This is a genomic window from Escherichia sp. E1V33, assembly GCF_004211955.1.
Classification (GTDB): domain Bacteria; phylum Pseudomonadota; class Gammaproteobacteria; order Enterobacterales; family Enterobacteriaceae; genus Escherichia.
Window position 1 is genome coordinate 129,047 of the sequence record NZ_RHJI01000012.1, and the last position, 15,785, is coordinate 144,831.

The window sequence follows — 15,785 nt, forward strand, 5'->3', positions numbered from 1 at the left end:
CGAATAAGGCGTTAACGCCGGGCTGTCACTCTTTATTGAGATCGCTTAACAGAACGGCGATGCTTTGGCCTCCTGCCGTTTGCTCAAGCGCAATTTTGACAATAATCGTCAACGGTACAGAAAGCAGCATTCCCACGGGACCTAACAACCATCCCCAAAAAATTAATGACAAAAAAACCACTAGTGTGGAAAGTCCTAACCCGCGCCCCATAATGCGTGGCTCCAGAATATTGCCGAAGACCAAATTAATCAGCAGATATCCCGCCAGCACCAGCAACGCTTCGTAGAAACCATTAAAGACCAGAACCTGGGCGATAGGGGGGATAGCCGCCAGCACCGAACCAATATTGGGTATGTAATTAAGCGCAAAGGCCAGCAATCCCCAGACAAAAGCAAAGCGAACGTCCATTGCAGCGAGCATCGCCCAGGCGACCAGACCGGTGACGATACTAATGGCCGTCTTCAGTACCAGGTAATGCGATACACTATCAATGGCGCGTTGAATAGCCGCCATTCCCTCGACCGGGCGAGTCATCATTTGTTGCAGTTTGCTGGGCAGTTGTGGCACTTCGAGCAGCATAAACAGCACCGTCAGCAGCAACAAAAATATCGACGACATGGCATTAGATAACTGCGTCAGTAAATTGGTGAGTAACGTCATAGCCGCGTTGGGGTCAATGTAATGCGCCAGTTGATCAACCGAGACATCAATACCCACGCGTTGTAATAACGGTTCCAGAGCTTGCAGTGGTTTTATGATTGAGCTGCGATAGAGCGGCAAGGTACGAGTGAGCTCATTGAGTGTTGAACCGAGATAGGCAAGCAGCAGTATCATCGCCATTACGATGATGATCATTAAAATCGACACAGCCAGTACGCGCGGCACTCGCCAGCGAACCATGCGTTGTACCAGAGGATTAAGAATTACAGCGATAAATAGAGCGAGGATAAAGGGGACGATGATATCGGCGGCAAACCGAATGCCACAGAGAATAATGACCAGCATTCCCAACATTATGACGATTTTTAGACCATTGAGTGTGATGATCGGCTTTGCCATGCTTATCCCCGTTTTTTCTTCCTTCGCTAATAATATTTTATTTTTAGCGGCGGCATTATAACGAAAATCAAACCACTCAGGTAAAGAAATGAAAATGTTTTGAGTTAATTCTTAAGCTATGGTACAAATCAGACGTGTTCAACTACCGAGGACAATTATCATCCGCGATGACGAGAAGCAACAATGCGGATAATTGTAATATTATGGACAATTTGTTCAGGACGTTATTTTCTACATTTACCCATCTTCGTACCTCATCCACTATCTTGCTCGCAGGTGAGCAGCACTGGCGCAACGCGCTTTAGTCCTTTCTTCTGCCGAAGCTTGCGCTATGCGCCGGGCTTGACCACTTTACTTTGGTTTCGCTGAATCAAGCGAACATTAAAATAATTCTCTTGCAGGAGAAGGACGATGTATTTTTATTGGATTTTATTAGGTCTGGCTATTGCCACAGAAATTACCGGTACGTTATCTATGAAATGGGCTAGCGTCAGTGATGGAAACGGCGGGTTTATTTTAATGCTGGTGATGATTACTCTGTCATATATATTCCTCTCTTTCGCCGTTAAAAAAATCGCGTTAGGCGTAGCCTATGCGCTGTGGGAAGGTATCGGTATTTTATTTATTACGCTGTTTAGCGTTCTGTTATTTGATGAAAGTTTATCGCTGATGAAAATTGCCGGGTTAACGACCCTGGTTGCCGGGATTGTCTTGATCAAATCGGGTACGCGTAAAGGGCGTAAATCTACGCTGGAGCAGAATCATGGCTCAGTTTGAATGGATTCACGCCGCCTGGTTGGCACTGGCGATAGTGCTGGAAATTATTGCTAACGTCTTTTTGAAATTCTCTGATGGCTTTCGCCGTAAAGTCTATGGCTTGCTGTCGCTGGCGGCGGTACTTGCTGCTTTTTGTGCGCTATCCCAGGCAGTTAAAGGGATCGACTTGTCAGTGGCGTATGCGTTGTGGGGCGGGTTTGGTATTGCCGCCACATTAGCAGCCGGTTGGATCCTGTTTGGTCAGCGGTTAAACCGTAAAGGCTGGGTTGGTCTGGTCCTGTTGTTAGCAGGAATGATCATGGTGAAACTCGCCTGATGCTTATGCTGCCCGTATTTTCGGGCAGCATTTAAACGCTATTGCCGGGATAACTCTTCCAGTTTGTCGCGAAAGCCGGTAACAGAGATAGCCCGATTATCGGCCCGCCAGCGATCTTTAGCCGCAGGCGCCGAACTTTGCACGCCAATCAACTGCCAACCGCCATCAGTATGCAGCATTAGCGGCGAACCGCTGTCACCCGGTAGGGTATCGCACTGATGCGACATCACCGACGTTTGCGCCCAGCCAGTCACTTCGCAATTTTTATGACTGTACAACGTATCCAGGTGATCCTCGGGATATCCTGCCTGGGTCACTTTACGACCTGCTGCTTTTAATGCGGCGGTGAGTGCTGCTTTGTCTCCCTCGAAAAGTGGTAAGGGGGTAATGCCAGAAGGCGGATTGCGCAGCACAATCAAACCAAAATCCCACGGCGCGGCAGCTGGCGGGACAATCCAGCCATCTCCATTAGCCTTTAACCGTTTTCCTAATGTCGGATCTACACGGCCTTCAATGTTGTGGATCTCATAACGCCATAGCCCCTTATTCGACACAAAACGCAGTGCAACTGCTTTGTCTGGTTTGCCTTTTGGCGGCGTTAATAAACAGTGACCCGCCGTTAATGCGAGATTGGGCGCAATCAGGGTGGCCGTGCAGAGATTTCCACTGGCAGTCTCCAGTTGCCCAACCGCATCCCACGGAGATTGGGTCGTGTTAATTACCGACACTCGATCGTCATGACCAAAAAACAGGGTGCTGACTTCATCATTAGCCGATTCAGGACTATCAGGTTTATCCGCAAATACCAATGCAGATGTCAAACTAATTGCACCCAGTACTACAGCAATGGTTGTACGCATATCACACTCTGGTGGGTAATTATGATTATTAAAAGCAAACCCTCATAAATACTATAGCCGGGACGGGATTAAAGTGGGAGTGAAATCAGATAACTACGATCAGAAAAGATAAAAGCGAGTGGCAATCAGTGCACATAAAATAAGTATGATAAGAATGAACTCAAAGCGATAACGGCCCACCATAGTACCCTCCGCTAAAGGCGGCGCTAAACGTTATCCGTTTAGCACCGTAATTTTCAGGCGCGAGGGGGCGCGCCATTATTGCTGTTGAAAACTCAAGCTGCTGGTTGTGCGGCTGGTTTTGCAGGTTGCTGATGGCTGTGTTTCTTGGTGTGTTTTTTCGCGGCTTGTGCTTTTTGTTCCGGAGCTTTCTGCTCAGTTGTCGCTTTTTTATGATGTTTTTTCGCTGCCTGCGCTTTTTGGGCAGGTGCTGCTTTATGCTGTTTTTTATGATGCATGGTTTTTGCAGGTGCAGTTTTGGTGGCAGTTGTTGCAGGGGCCGGTGTGGTCGCAGTCTCTGCGGCAAAGGCGGCAGAAGAGAGACTCATTGCAGCGGCAACAACCAGCGCTAATACTTTTTTCATTGTCATACCCTCAATTTGGTTTTTTTATGCAACCCCACTGCGGGGCCGATGTAATGACTATATCTCGGGTAATGGGAGGCTTCCGTGAGTGGTTGGTTTCGGCATGTAACGATATGTACAAAGTAAATTGATAAATAATAACGCGATGTGACTTAAGGTAAATACCCTACTAATATCAGTAGTCTTGATCGAGTTTACTATTTCGCTGTGCCCAAAACGGTAGAATTACTTTGCATCATCAATAAATGACACACAGTAAATGAATCCGCTAATTTGGGTATTTATTATCCTGATGACGTTAGATGCGCTGCGGGAATTGGCTGGCGCTTCGTCTATTTTAGGATGGTTATTAACGTTGAGTTGAGCAGACAATAAGCCCGGGTGGGTATTTTACTCAGCCCGGACTTATTTTTCAGGCATGCAATCGATGGTGTAAACGTGTACCCACTATAATCGCGACCACCAGCATCGAAGCGATAAAGGCGCCAACGCCGTTCCAGCCGTAGTTATGCCAGAAGACCCCACCTAATGTTCCGGCAATACTTGACCCCACGTAGTAACTGAACAGATACAGCGAGGAAGCCTGGCCTTTGGCGCGTTTAGCACGGGGGCCAATCCAGCTGCTGGCGACCGAGTGAGCGGCAAAGAATCCGGCGGAGAAGAGCAGCATCCCGGCAAAAATCAGCCATATCGAACTGAATAATGTCATTAACAGGCCAACAAGCATGACACCTGTTGAAGACAACATCACCGGACCGCGTCCAAAGCGGGTGGTCATGGTTCCGGCTTTTGGTGAACTCCAGGTACCGGTCAAATAGACCAGCGATAATAAACCCACCACCGCCTGACTGACATGCCACGGGGAAAGCATCAAGCGATAGCCAATATAATTAAACAGGGTAACGAATGAGCCCATCAGCAAAAAACCTTCTGTGAATAACAAAGGCAATCCCTGGTCGCGCCAGTGCAGGCGGAAGTTGATAAACAATGTTTTAGGGCGCAGTGAGGAAGGGCGGAAATGGCGAGATTCGGGAAGAATTTTCCAGAACATTAACGCCGAGGCCAGTGCGAAACAGCCAATCGCTGCCAGTGCAATTCGCCAGCTGAAGAAATCGGTGAAGACACCGCTAATTAAGCGTCCGCTCATGCCGCCAATCGAGTTACCGCTGATGTACAACCCCATTGAAAAGGCGACAAAACTCGGGTGGATCTCTTCGCTAAGGTAGGTCATGCCCACCGCAGCCACGCCGCTTAATGAAAGGCCAATTAAGGCACGCATCACCAAAATGCCGTGCCAGCTGGTCATCATCGTCGTAAGTAGCATGCAGATGGAGGCCAATAACAGCGCCGTAACCATCACTGGCTTGCGACCAATGGCATCGGAAAGCGGGCCAGTAAACAGCAAACCGATAGCCAGCATTGCCGTTGAAATTGACAGTGAAATACTACTGTTTGCGGGTGTTAAGCCAAACTCCTGCGAAAGAACCGGAAGGATAGGTTGCACACAATAGAGAAGCGCGAAGGTCGCCAGTCCGGCAGAAAAAAGCGCCAGGGTCACGCGCATAAATTGCGGCGTACCGCGTTTGATGAATAGGTTTGGCTGGGAAACGTTTTGCTTGTCAGTGTCGCTTGCCGGAGCGTCATCAACAGTTGTGGTACGACTCACTTGAAATCCTTACTAAATATGCGCGTTGTGTTGGCTCAGGAATAGAGTAGGAAAATCGAATTGTTATGTCTAATATATTAATAGTCTCAAATAATATGTTTGAAATATGAATATTGAATTGCGTCACCTCCGTTACTTCATCGCTGTTGCAGAAGAACTGCATTTTGGCCGTGCTGCTGCGCGACTGAATATTTCCCAACCACCACTAAGCCAACAGATTCAGGCGTTGGAGCTACAAATTGGCGCGCGCCTGCTGGCCAGGACCAATCGTAGCGTTGCGCTCACCGCTGCAGGCAAACAATTTCTTGCCGATAGTCGTCAAATTCTTTCTCTGGTAGACGATGCCGTCGCGCGAGCTGAACGACTGCATCAGGGGGAGGCGGGAGAGTTACGCATTGGCTTCACCTCATCGGCGCCATTCATTCGCGCAGTGTCAGATACCTTATCGTTATTTCGCCGCGAATTTCCTGATGTCCATTTGCAGACACGCGAGATGAATACCCGCGAGCAAATTGCACCTCTTATCGAAGGAACACTCGATATGGGACTATTACGCAATACTTTGCTGCCGGAGACGTTGAACCACGCGGTAATTGTACATGAACCGCTCATGGCGATGATTCCGCACGATCATCCATTGGCAAGTAAATCTGTAGTTACGCTGGCGGAACTGGCAAAAGAGCCGTTTGTTTTCTTTGATCCCCACGTCGGGACGGGGCTTTATGATGACATTCTTGGCCTGATGCGACGCTACAATCTTACGCCGGTTATTACCCAGGAAGTGGGTGAGGCAATGACCATCATAGGCCTCGTGTCTGCCGGTTTGGGCGTTTCGATTTTGCCCGCCTCCTTTAAGCGTGTTCAGCTTAATGAAATGCGTTGGATACCTATTGCTGAAGAAGATGCGGTTTCTGAAATGTGGTTGGTCTGGCCGAGGCATCATGAACAAAGTTCGGCTGCGCGAAACTTTCGTATTCAGCTGCTGAATGCTCTCAGGTGAGGTAAAATACAGCTAAAAAAACCGAAAAGTGTGCTGTTAATCACATGGCTAAGTAAAAATTTGACGGCACGCATTGAAGTGTTTCACCATAGCCTACAGATTATTTCGGAGCGCGAAAATATAGGGAGTATAAGGTGGTTGCTGAAAACCAGCCTGGACATATTGATCAAATAAAGCAGACCAACGCGGGTGCTGTATATCGCCTGATTGATCAGCTTGGTCCCATTTCGCGTATCGACCTTTCCCGCATGGCGCAACTGGCTCCAGCCAGTATCACCAAAATTGTCCGCGAAATGCTAGAAGCGCACCTGGTGCAAGAGTTAGAAATTAAAGAAGCGGGAAACCGTGGACGCCCTGCGGTGGGGTTAGTGGTGGAAACAGAAGCCTGGCATTATCTTTCTCTGCGCATCAGCCGTGGTTTGATTTTCCTCGCTTTGCGTGATTTAAGCAGCAAGCTGGTGGTGGAAGATACGCTGGAGCTGGCGCTTCAGGATGAATTGCCTTTGCTGGAACGTATCATTGCGCATATTGATCAGTTTTTTATCCGTCATCAGAAAAAACTCGAGCGCCTGACATCCATCGCCATTACTTTGCCGGGAATTATTGATACGGAAAATGGTATTGTGCACCGGATGCCATTTTACGAGGATGTGAAAGAGATGCCGCTCGGCGAAGCGCTGGAGCAGCACACAGGTGTACCGGTTTACATTCAGCATGATATCAGTGCATGGACGATGGCCGAGGCATTATTTGGTGCCTCTCGCGGGGCGCGCGATGTGATTCAGGTGGTCATTGATCACAATGTTGGCGCAGGCGTGATTACCGACGGTCACCTGTTACATGCCGGAAGCAGCAGCCTGGTAGAAATTGGCCATACCCAGGTGGATCCCTATGGTAAACGCTGTTACTGCGGTAACCACGGTTGTCTGGAAACCATCGCCAGTGTGGACAGCATCCTCGAACTGGCGCAATTACGTCTTAATCAATCAATGAGTTCGATGTTGCACGGGCAGCCTTTGAGCGTGGATTCATTATGCCATGCGGCGTTGCAGGGCGACTTGTTGGCAAAGGATATTATTACTGGCGTAGGCGCGCACGTTGGGCGCATTCTGGCCATCATGGTGAATTTATTTAACCCACAAAAAATACTGATTGGCTCGCCGTTAAGCAAAGCGGCAAAGATTCTGTTCCCTGTGATTTCTGACAGCATCCGTCAGCAGGCGCTTCCAGCATACAGCCAGCATATTAGTGTTGAGAGCACTCAGTTCACCAATCAGGGGACAATGGCGGGGGCCGCGCTGGTAAAAGACGCGATGTATAATGGATCTTTGCTGATTCGTCTGTTGCAGGGTTAACATTTTTTAACTGTTCTACCAAAATTTGCGCTATCTCAAATTGAGTGCAGAAAGCATAACTTAGACTTTCCACGTTGAATTATTTTCCTGGCTTATATTAGTGAAGCATAACGGTGGAGTTAGTGATGCTGAAGCGTTTCTTTATAACAGGTACAGACACTTCTGTAGGGAAAACGGTGGTTTCCCGCGCATTGCTACAAGCGTTAGCCTCCCAGGGAAAAATGGTTGCGGGATACAAACCCGTAGCGAAGGGGAGCAAAGAGACACCTGATGGGCTACGTAATAAAGATGCCCTGGTGTTGCAGAGTGTTTCATCAATTGAACTGCCTTATGAAGCAGTCAATCCCATTGCGTTAAGCGAAGAAGAAAGTAGCGTGGCGCATAGTTGTCCAATCAATTACACCCTCATTTCAAATGGTCTGGCGAACCTGACCGACAAAGTTGATCATGTTGTAGTTGAGGGGACTGGCGGATGGCGTAGCCTGATGAATGATCTGCGTCCGCTCTCTGAATGGGTGGTCCAGGAGCAGCTACCGGTGTTGATGGTGGTGGGCATTCAGGAAGGCTGTATTAACCATGCGCTTCTGACCGCTCAAGCGATTGCGAACGACGGTCTGCCGCTCATTGGCTGGGTGGCTAATCGTATTAACCCCGGGTTAGCGCATTATGCTGAAATCATTGATGTGCTAGGTAAAAAACTCCCGGCCCCACTCATTGGTGAACTGCCTTATCTGCCGCGCGCTGAACAGCGAGAACTGGGTCAATACATCCGCTTAGCCATGCTGCGTAGTGTGCTGTCGGTAGATAGAGTCAGGGTGTAAGGTCCGCGACATTACCGACGCAATCACACAGGCAATCAATAAACCGGGGAGTAGCTGATACTCCCCGGTCATTTCGCATATCATCAATGTCGACATAATTGGCGCATGCGTGGTCGCGGCCAGTAGTGTTGCCATCCCTGTCATTCCGAGTAAAAGCGTCATTTCGTCGCCGCCTGGAAACCATAATCCCAGGCTACGTCCATACAGCATGCCAATTGCAAGTCCGATAAATAGCGTTGGCGTAAACACGCCGCCGGGCGCGCCGGAACCGCTACTGGCCAGCACGGCAAGAAGTTTGCAGATGAAGATCGCAGCAATGACCGTAAACAGTGGCGGGGTGGTTAAAAAGGATTGCACCGTACTATAACCATTGCCCCATACGGCAGGCGTGAGCAGGGAAAGCAGGCCGACAATCAACCCCCCTAACGCCAACTGCCAGGGCGGCGCCAGTTTTAGATGAACAAAACCTTGATGACTGGCGCTCATCATTTTCAACAGTAATGGTCCGCAAAGACCAGCCAGCACGCCGGTACTGATAATCAGCGCATAGTCCCGCACATGCAGCGTCACCTCAAGCTGAACGCGGTAAAGTAATGCATCGCTGTGGTTAATAAGATTGCTGACAAGCAATGCCACCACGGCTGAAATCACCACCGGACCAAGAGAGGCCAGCATCATAGTGCCAAATAGCACTTCGGCAATAAATAAACTCCCGGCAAGCGGCGCACGATAGGCTGCAGCCATGCCTGCCGCAGCACCGCAGGCAATCCATAATTTCCACTCTTCACGCGGCGTAAAACGTTGGGCAAACCAGGATGCAGCAAGAGCCGCCAGCAGAATCATCGCGCCTTCACGGCCAATTGCGCTACCGCTGGTCACCACCAGCAGAGAGGCAAGTGATTTTACCAGGCTTGCTGCGTAATCGAACTGCCCCTCGGTCTGCAACGCTTCCATATAATCGGTCGGCGCATGAGGGCGTTGCTGCGTAACTCTCTGCCAGCTCATGAGCAATAACCCTGCTGCCAGACCGCCAAGCGCAGGCGTTAACAGGCGTCGCCACGGAGAAAGGTTTGTCGCAGCATTGACCAGACTCCCGGAATCATTGCTCAGGAACAACCACTCCAGCAATAGCATGGCATGACGGAACCCTGCAACGGCAAACGCCGCGAGAATACCGATTATCGTTGCGATAAGCAGGCGACGGAACATGGTGCGCAGATCCGGGTAAAGGTGTAAATGATGCATGAGTAGAAATGGCAATTTAAACACGGGCATCTATTTTGCGGGAAAAGACGTCAGGCGCAAAAGCTGTGCGTGCTTTAAGTGGGGAAATAATGTGACACTGTAACTTATTAAATATCGGATGGCGCACTATTGTCGCCATCCGGTGATGCTACGGTAACCTCAACGAAACAGTGGCTTAACTGCGACGGGAATCAGCAATTGTGACTGCCATTCAGCCAGCGTTAAGCGAGCCAGTTCGCCAAGAGTGCGATAAAAAGGGTGTTCTGCTTTTTCGATAAACACCTCGAGAAAGCGCGTCGACCACGGTAAAAGATGCCACGCCAGCAACTCTTCACACTCTGTCTGACGACCGTTCTCCGCCAGCCAGGCCGCCATCAGTAGCAAGGAGCCAAAATGATCTTCTGGCTCGTTTTGCTTCATCTCAAACTGAATGCCTTTTTCGCGCATCCATTGACGAAGTGCCAACGTTGAATCGCCAAACAGTACCGATTCACGATCCAACCAGACCGATCCCCACGGCGGGGACGGCAACGCCCACGGGCCAACGAATAAACGCTGCCAGGCCTGCGTATGCGACTCTTCACTCTGTTGCTGAAAAGCCGTTACCAGCGGCACTAAAGTAGTTTGCGGCAGAGGCCACTGAGTTTCCCAGCCATCGCTGGTCATTGCAGAAACCAGAGGCGCGGCTTCCTCGCTTTCAGGGGCGTAATAAAACAGTGCCCCCAGCACGCGCGCCGCGACAGAAAAATTATCTTGTTGTGAAAAATGCGTCATTCCTATCATCCTGAAACGTGCGGCTTAACCCGCACCAAGTTGTTAACCTGCGACGGCCATTCCGACCGTCATGTGCAGGCCATAAAATAGCGCTCGCCCGATCATCTCACCGCCCAGTATGAGAGTTAATCCCAACACAAGCCCGGTGACGTGAGATTCATGGCGACGAATTAGTGGACACAGCCAGCATCCCAGACCAGCGCATAACAATATCACACGCCAGACCTGTAATGCGGCGTAATCTGGCACCAATGCGCTGGCTTGTTGTACGGATGAGTGAATAGACGCCAGAGACACGCCTTGCATCACAATCACCCCGGCACAAGCGATCAGCGCGAGAACGCTAATGATGGCAAACGGTGTGGTATTAAAATTCACGCGAGTAGCCCGTAGAATAGCGGCCGCAAGTATGGGGCCACTCAACAATACCGTCAGGAAGAAAGCCAGCGTAGTGTAACCGTTATGCCAGGTTGGCACAGTGTCGATTTGATACACGCAGGTCATCATCCAGACGAAAATGACGCCGAGCACCATGCTGACAAGTAGCCAGAGTTTCCCCAACGCTTGTTGCATTTTGCCGATGACCGCCACCAGCCACCATAATCCGCCAACGGCAAAAAATATTGAACCGGCAGCAATCTCGTTACTCAAGCCGGAAGCACCAATTCGATTCAGCGAATTAAACGCCCGCAGCGGTGAGCCCAGGTGGATGATCGAGGCGATAAAACTGATCCCCATCAACAACCAGAGGAAAAACATGCCGCGAACAATACGTTGACGGTCTGCGTCATCTTTGGTGACCAACCAGCCAATTCCACTGACAATCAGCGCGCCCACCACACATTGGCTCAATACGGTAAATACAACCAGCGGCCATTCGTGCCATCCATTTCCCATTTTAGACTTCCTCCGGATTAGCCAGATAACCAGTCGTATCGCCGGTCGGTCGGCTGTTGGCGTTAGGTTTGATAACGATATTGGGTTTTGTGAAATGTGCGCGCGGCAGTGGCGCGACTGCAGCCAGTGTGCCGTGCTTCTGGCGTAACTCTTCAATCGGACCGAAGTCAAGCGCACGCAGCGGGCAGGATTCAACACATATAGGTTGTTTCCCTTCCGCGACGCGTGAATAACAGCCATCGCACTTTGTCATGTGTCCTTTTTCGTCGTTGTACTGTGGCGCGCCGTAAGGACAGGCCATGTGACAGTAGCGACAACCGATACAAACATCTTCGTCAACCACCACAAAGCCATCATCGCGTTTATGCATTGCGCCGCTGGGGCAGACTTTGGTGCAGGCAGGATCTTCACAATGGTTACAGGAGAGGGAGAGATAGTAGGCAAACACATTCTGATGCCATACACCATTGTCTTCCTGCCAGTCGCCTCCTGCATATTCGTAAATCCGGCGAAAGCTTACTTCGGGGCTAAGATCTTTAAAGTCTTTGCATGCCAGCTCGCAGGTTTTGCAGCCGGTACAGCGGCTGGAATCAATAAAAAATCCATATTGCGTTGTCATGGGCTACTCCTTAAACTTTTTCGATCTCGACGAGATTGGTGTGCTGCGGGTTTCCCTTAGCAAGTGGTGAAGGGCGCAGAGTGGTCAGTGTATTTACACAGCCTCCGTGGTCGATTTTATCGCCAGCCATATTTGCCTCATGCCAGGCTCCCTGACCCATAGCGCTAACGCCGGGGATGATGCGCGGTGTCACTTTTGCTCGCAGGCGGACTTCTCCACGATCGTTAAACACCCGAACCATATCGCCATTAGTAATGCCGCGCTTCTGGGCATCTATAGGGTTGATCCATACTTCCTGACGACAGGCTTCTTTCAGTACGTCGATGTTGCCATAGGTGGAGTGAGTCCGGGATTTATAATGGAAACCAAACAGTTGTAGCGGAAAGGTGCTGCGTTCAGGTGAGTCCCAACCTTCAAAGGTTGATGCATAAACCGGCAAGGGGCTTATCACTTCATCTTTTTCCAGTTCCCAGGTTTGGGCAATTTCTGCAAGTTTGCTGGAGTATATTTCAATCTTACCGGATGGCGTTTTCAGTGGATTCGCCTCGGGATCGTCACGAAATGCTTTGTAGGCAACGAAATGGCCATTGGGATCTTTACGTTTGTAAATCCCCATTTTTTTCAGTTCATCATAAGACGGCAGTGCCGGGTCTTTAGCGACCATTTGGGCGTACAGATGCTGCAACCACTGTTCCTGGGTACGACCCTCGGTGAATTGCTGATACACATCAGGTCCAAGACGTTTTGCAACTTCACTCAGGATCCAGTAAATCGGTTTGCGTTCAAACTTCTCGCTGGTCACCGGTTGCAGGAATATGAGATAGCCCATGTTATCGGCGTAATCGTTAGGAATTATGTCTTCCTGTTCAACGGTCATCAGGTCTGGTAGCAATATGTCGGCGTATTTTGCCGAAGATGTCATAAAGTTTTCGATGACCACTATCATTTCGCATTTCGACTCATCCTGAAGAATTTCATGCGTTTTGTTGATGTCCGAGTGCTGATTCACCAGGGTGTTACCGGCATAGTTCCAGATGAACTTAATCGGCACATCCAGCTTCTCTTTGCCGCGAACGCCGTCGCGTGTTGCAGTCATTTGCGGACCATGATCGATAGCATCAGTCCAGCTAAAACAGGAGATTGACGTTTTGACCGGATTATCCAAAACTGGCAGGCGTTCAATGGTAATTGTGTACGTAGATTCACGTGCGCCACTATTTCCGCCACTGATGCCGACATTGCCCGTCAGAATGGGTAACATAGCAATAGCGCGAGCGGTCAACTCGCCATTCGCCTGGCGCTGTGGTCCCCAGCCCTGGCATATGTAGGCGGGTTTTGTTGTCCCGATCTCACGTGCCAGTTTGACGATACGGTCCGCCGGGATACCGGTGATCTGCGAAGCCCACTGCGGTGTTTTCGCTGTTTTATCGTCACCTTCGCCAAGAATATACGCCTTGTAATGGCCATTTTTGGGCGCATCCGCAGGCAAGGTTTTTTCGTCATAACCGACGCAGTATTTATCGAGAAAGGGTTGATCGACGAGATTTTCGTTAATTAACACCCAGGCGATACCTGCCACCAGTGCTGCATCGGTCCCTGGACGAATAGGGAACCATTCGTCTTCACGACCGGCGGCGGTATCGGTGTAGCGCGGATCGATAATGATCATTTTGGCGTTGGATTTCTCGCGCGCTTTTTCAAGAAGGTAAGTGATTCCGCCGCCGCTCATTCGTGTTTCAGCGGGGTTGTTACCAAACATCACCACCAGCTTGCTGTTTTCGATATCGGTGGTGCTGTTGCCATCGTTACTGCCGTAGGTGTAAGGCATTGCACAGGATATTTGCGCGGTACTGTAGGAACCATACTGATTAAGCGAACCACCGTAACAGTTCATCAGGCGTTTTACTGCAGAGGCAGATGGCGAAGAGCGGGTCATATTTCCGCCGACGATCCCTGAAGAGTACTGGATATAAACGGCCTCGTTGCCATATTGTGCGACGGTTTTTTTCAGGCTATTGGCGATGGTATCAAGCGCCTCATTCCAGCTAATACGTTCGAATTTTCCTTCGCCGCGTTTGCCTACGCGTTTCATTGGATAGTTCAGTCGATCGGGATGATTAATCCGCCGACGGATAGAACGACCACGCAAACAGGCACGTACCTGATGATTGCCATATTCGTCGCCGCCAGTATTATCGGTTTCCACCCAGGTGACTTCATTATCTTTAACATGGAGACGAAGCGCGCAGCGGCTACCACAGTTGACCGAACAAGCCCCCCATACAACTTTTTCATGGGCCTGCTGTACTGCCGCCGCTGCGCTGCGCATAGCGAAAGGCAATGATAATCCGCCAGCTGCAAGCGCCAGTGAACCTATAGCGGTAGATTTGACCAATGTTCTGCGGCTAATGCCCACCTGATTTTCATTTTTGGACATAACTCACTCCCTGATTTCTATCGTTATATAAGCATTTATATTTTGAATATTTAGCGTGCTAACAATAGGGGAGTCTACCTATTTTAGGTTAAGAAATATTAATCCATATCAATAGAAGGGTATCAGTGATAACTGGCTACAATAGAGCATGATAAGAACGTTGCCGGATGGCTCGTGAGCGTCTTATCGAGCCTACAGATCCGTTGCGGAATGTTGACCTGATAAGACGCGCCAGCGTCCATCATACTTTTTATTGCGGTTCGGCAGGTGCACCATCCTGAGTCGGTTGTGCTGGGGCAGAATTGTTACCGCTGGTGGTGCGGTCATAGAGAATTTTATGCGTATCATTGGCACAATGGCCAACCACCTTGGTGTCAGGTTGATCGACCTGATCATTCGGCACAATACTTAAAGTAAAGCTACTTTCTGGCACACCGTTATTGATAATACGCTGTGAAATATCGCTCTTTATCCGTTCACAAGAGTCTGGCGCGGCCAGCACGACGGGTGAGGCCAGTGTGAGCAGAAGCGCGGCACAATAAGTTGAGATTTTCATCATTGGCTCCTTAAATGAATATGACTAACTAAGCATAGCATTTCACGTGTAAAGTACTGTATTTGCTACTATGATTGAAAATTATCTCTACTGTCTGGTGACTGAAGTGAAATTCAAATTACTGCCATGTTTGCTCGCGATAATGCTCACAGGATGCGATCGCGCAGAAGTAACGTTTTCTTTTACGCCAGAGATGGCCAGTTTCTCTAATGAATTTGATTTCGATCCGCTGCGTGGTCCGGTTAAAGATTTCACCCAAACATTGATGAATGAACAAGGGGAAGTGACGAAACGTGTTTCTGGCAGTTTATCGGAAGAAGGTTGCTTCGATTCACTTGAATTACTGGATCTGGAAAATAATACCGTGGTTGCCTTAGTGTTGGATGCGAATTATTACCGTGATGCACAGACACTGGAGAAAAAAGTACGTTTACAGGGTAAATGTCAATTAGCAGAATTACCTTCTGCCGGAGTGAGTTGGGAAACCGATGATAACGGCTTTGTAGTTAAAGCCAGTAGCAAAAAGATGAAGGTGGATTATCGGTATGATGAACAGGGCTATCCGCTGGGTAAAACCACTGTAAGCAACGACAAAACGTTATCCGTCGCTGCAACGCCGTCAAAAGATCCGCTCAAAAAGCTTGATTATACGGCGGTTACTTTACTGAATAATCAACAAGTTGGTAATGTTAAGCAAACCTGTGAATATGACAGTCACGCCAATCCGGTGGACTGCCAATTGATCATTGTTGATGAAGCAGAAAAACCCGCCGTCGAACGGGTTTACACTATCAAAAATACTATTGATTATTATTAAC

17 protein-coding genes are annotated in these 15,785 nt (G+C 49.3%); 6 read left to right on the forward strand and 11 right to left on the reverse strand.

The genetic code is table 11. The features are described 5' to 3' along the window. Positions 1 to 25 precede the first annotated feature (25 nt). Positions 26 to 1,060: an AI-2 transporter TqsA gene (gene tqsA, locus D9742_RS13095; protein ID WP_130237174.1), complete on the reverse strand. Its 1,035-nt coding sequence runs from the start codon at positions 1,058 to 1,060 to the stop codon at positions 26 to 28. A 411-nt stretch (positions 1,061 to 1,471) separates the two neighbouring features. Between tqsA and mdtJ the strand changes: the two genes are divergently transcribed. After that, positions 1,472 to 1,837 (forward strand): multidrug/spermidine efflux SMR transporter subunit MdtJ, encoded by a 366-nt coding sequence (gene mdtJ, locus D9742_RS13105; protein ID WP_130237176.1) that lies wholly within the window; start codon positions 1,472 to 1,474, stop codon positions 1,835 to 1,837. Continuing rightward, on the forward strand, positions 1,824 to 2,153 hold the full coding sequence (mdtI, locus tag D9742_RS13110) for a multidrug/spermidine efflux SMR transporter subunit MdtI (RefSeq protein WP_130237177.1): 330 nt from the start codon (positions 1,824 to 1,826) through the stop codon (positions 2,151 to 2,153). The genes mdtJ and mdtI overlap by 14 nt, the downstream gene beginning before the upstream one ends. Before the next feature lie 38 nt (positions 2,154 to 2,191). Here the strand turns inward: mdtI and D9742_RS13115 are convergent, their stop codons facing one another. The 4 genes from D9742_RS13115 to D9742_RS13130 all read right to left on the reverse strand — a co-directional run bounded on the left by D9742_RS13115 (position 2,192) and on the right by D9742_RS13130 (position 5,263). After that, complete coding sequence (locus tag D9742_RS13115) at positions 2,192 to 3,013, reverse strand: serine protease (RefSeq protein ID WP_130237178.1); 822 nt, start codon at positions 3,011 to 3,013, stop codon at positions 2,192 to 2,194. Positions 3,014 to 3,112: 99 nt separating this feature from the next. After that, positions 3,113 to 3,196: a hypothetical protein gene (locus tag D9742_RS13120; protein ID WP_000233091.1), complete on the reverse strand. Its 84-nt coding sequence runs from the start codon at positions 3,194 to 3,196 to the stop codon at positions 3,113 to 3,115. 92 nt (positions 3,197 to 3,288) lie between these two features. Then, positions 3,289 to 3,597: an acid resistance repetitive basic protein Asr gene (gene asr, locus D9742_RS13125; RefSeq protein ID WP_240780463.1), complete on the reverse strand. Its 309-nt coding sequence runs from the start codon at positions 3,595 to 3,597 to the stop codon at positions 3,289 to 3,291. 412 nt (positions 3,598 to 4,009) lie between these two features. After that, on the reverse strand, positions 4,010 to 5,263 hold the full coding sequence (locus tag D9742_RS13130; RefSeq protein ID WP_130237180.1) for an MFS transporter: 1,254 nt from the start codon (positions 5,261 to 5,263) through the stop codon (positions 4,010 to 4,012). Positions 5,264 to 5,369: 106 nt separating this feature from the next. On the opposite strand from D9742_RS13130, the gene D9742_RS13135 reads away from it, so the two are divergent. From D9742_RS13135 to bioD, 3 genes are all read left to right on the forward strand, one after another. After that, positions 5,370 to 6,263 carry a LysR family transcriptional regulator gene (locus tag D9742_RS13135; protein ID WP_130237181.1) on the forward strand — a complete coding sequence of 298 codons (894 nt, stop codon included), beginning with the start codon at positions 5,370 to 5,372 and terminating at the stop codon, positions 6,261 to 6,263. A 134-nt stretch (positions 6,264 to 6,397) separates the two neighbouring features. Continuing rightward, positions 6,398 to 7,618 carry a sugar metabolism global transcriptional regulator Mlc gene (gene mlc, locus D9742_RS13140; RefSeq protein WP_130237182.1) on the forward strand — a complete coding sequence of 407 codons (1,221 nt, stop codon included), beginning with the start codon at positions 6,398 to 6,400 and terminating at the stop codon, positions 7,616 to 7,618. A 125-nt stretch (positions 7,619 to 7,743) separates the two neighbouring features. Continuing rightward, positions 7,744 to 8,439: a dethiobiotin synthase gene (bioD, locus tag D9742_RS13145; RefSeq protein ID WP_130237183.1), complete on the forward strand. Its 696-nt coding sequence runs from the start codon at positions 7,744 to 7,746 to the stop codon at positions 8,437 to 8,439. Here bioD and clcB read toward each other — a convergent pair. The 6 genes from clcB to D9742_RS13175 form a co-directional block, all read right to left on the reverse strand. After that, on the reverse strand, positions 8,392 to 9,684 hold the full coding sequence (gene clcB, locus D9742_RS13150) for a voltage-gated ClC-type chloride channel ClcB (RefSeq protein WP_130237184.1): 1,293 nt from the start codon (positions 9,682 to 9,684) through the stop codon (positions 8,392 to 8,394). The two genes, bioD and clcB, sit on opposite strands and share 48 nt — an antisense overlap. Positions 9,685 to 9,843: 159 nt before the next feature. Then, the gene (dmsD, locus tag D9742_RS13155; protein ID WP_130237185.1) at positions 9,844 to 10,458 is read right to left on the reverse strand and encodes a Tat proofreading chaperone DmsD; all 615 of its coding nucleotides are present in this window, start codon (positions 10,456 to 10,458) and stop codon (positions 9,844 to 9,846) included. Positions 10,459 to 10,500: 42 nt separating this feature from the next. Further along, on the reverse strand, positions 10,501 to 11,355 hold the full coding sequence (gene ynfH / locus D9742_RS13160) for a selenate reductase membrane anchor subunit YnfH (protein ID WP_130237186.1): 855 nt from the start codon (positions 11,353 to 11,355) through the stop codon (positions 10,501 to 10,503). A 1-nt stretch (position 11,356) separates the two neighbouring features. Continuing rightward, entirely contained in the window at positions 11,357 to 11,974 is a 618-nt protein-coding gene (ynfG, locus tag D9742_RS13165; protein WP_130237187.1) for a DMSO reductase like molybdoenzyme iron-sulfur subunit YnfG, read from the reverse strand. 10 nt (positions 11,975 to 11,984) lie between these two features. Then, positions 11,985 to 14,411 (reverse strand): selenate/tellurate reductase subunit YnfE, encoded by a 2,427-nt coding sequence (gene ynfE, locus D9742_RS13170; protein WP_130237188.1) that lies wholly within the window; start codon positions 14,409 to 14,411, stop codon positions 11,985 to 11,987. Between the two features lie 250 nt (positions 14,412 to 14,661). Continuing rightward, complete coding sequence (locus D9742_RS13175) at positions 14,662 to 14,967, reverse strand: DUF1161 domain-containing protein (protein WP_130237221.1); 306 nt, start codon at positions 14,965 to 14,967, stop codon at positions 14,662 to 14,664. Positions 14,968 to 15,073: 106 nt separating this feature from the next. Here D9742_RS13175 and D9742_RS13180 point away from each other — a divergent pair, with 106 nt between their 5' ends. Next, on the forward strand, positions 15,074 to 15,784 hold the full coding sequence (locus tag D9742_RS13180; RefSeq protein WP_130237189.1) for a YnfC family lipoprotein: 711 nt from the start codon (positions 15,074 to 15,076) through the stop codon (positions 15,782 to 15,784). The last annotated feature ends 1 nt before the right edge of the window (position 15,785 follow it).

Coding starts and splice junctions, on each gene's coding strand:
- asr (WP_240780463.1), bottom strand. CDS start 3,597: ATGAAAAAAGTATTAGCGCTGGTTGTTGCCGCTGCAATGAGTCTCTCT.
- D9742_RS13135 (WP_130237181.1), top strand. CDS start 5,370: ATGAATATTGAATTGCGTCACCTCCGTTACTTCATCGCTGTTGCAGAA.
- D9742_RS13175 (WP_130237221.1), bottom strand. CDS start 14,967: ATGAAAATCTCAACTTATTGTGCCGCGCTTCTGCTCACACTGGCCTCA.
- mdtI (WP_130237177.1), top strand. CDS start 1,824: ATGGCTCAGTTTGAATGGATTCACGCCGCCTGGTTGGCACTGGCGATA.
- ynfH (WP_130237186.1), bottom strand. CDS start 11,355: ATGGGAAATGGATGGCACGAATGGCCGCTGGTTGTATTTACCGTATTG.
- bioD (WP_130237183.1), top strand. CDS start 7,744: ATGCTGAAGCGTTTCTTTATAACAGGTACAGACACTTCTGTAGGGAAA.
- D9742_RS13120 (WP_000233091.1), bottom strand. CDS start 3,196: ATGGTGGGCCGTTATCGCTTTGAGTTCATTCTTATCATACTTATTTTA.
- ynfE (WP_130237188.1), bottom strand. CDS start 14,411: ATGTCCAAAAATGAAAATCAGGTGGGCATTAGCCGCAGAACATTGGTC.
- ynfG (WP_130237187.1), bottom strand. CDS start 11,974: ATGACAACGCAATATGGATTTTTTATTGATTCCAGCCGCTGTACCGGC.
- mdtJ (WP_130237176.1), top strand. CDS start 1,472: ATGTATTTTTATTGGATTTTATTAGGTCTGGCTATTGCCACAGAAATT.
- tqsA (WP_130237174.1), bottom strand. CDS start 1,060: ATGGCAAAGCCGATCATCACACTCAATGGTCTAAAAATCGTCATAATG.
- dmsD (WP_130237185.1), bottom strand. CDS start 10,458: ATGACGCATTTTTCACAACAAGATAATTTTTCTGTCGCGGCGCGCGTG.
- clcB (WP_130237184.1), bottom strand. CDS start 9,684: ATGCATCATTTACACCTTTACCCGGATCTGCGCACCATGTTCCGTCGC.
- D9742_RS13115 (WP_130237178.1), bottom strand. CDS start 3,013: ATGCGTACAACCATTGCTGTAGTACTGGGTGCAATTAGTTTGACATCT.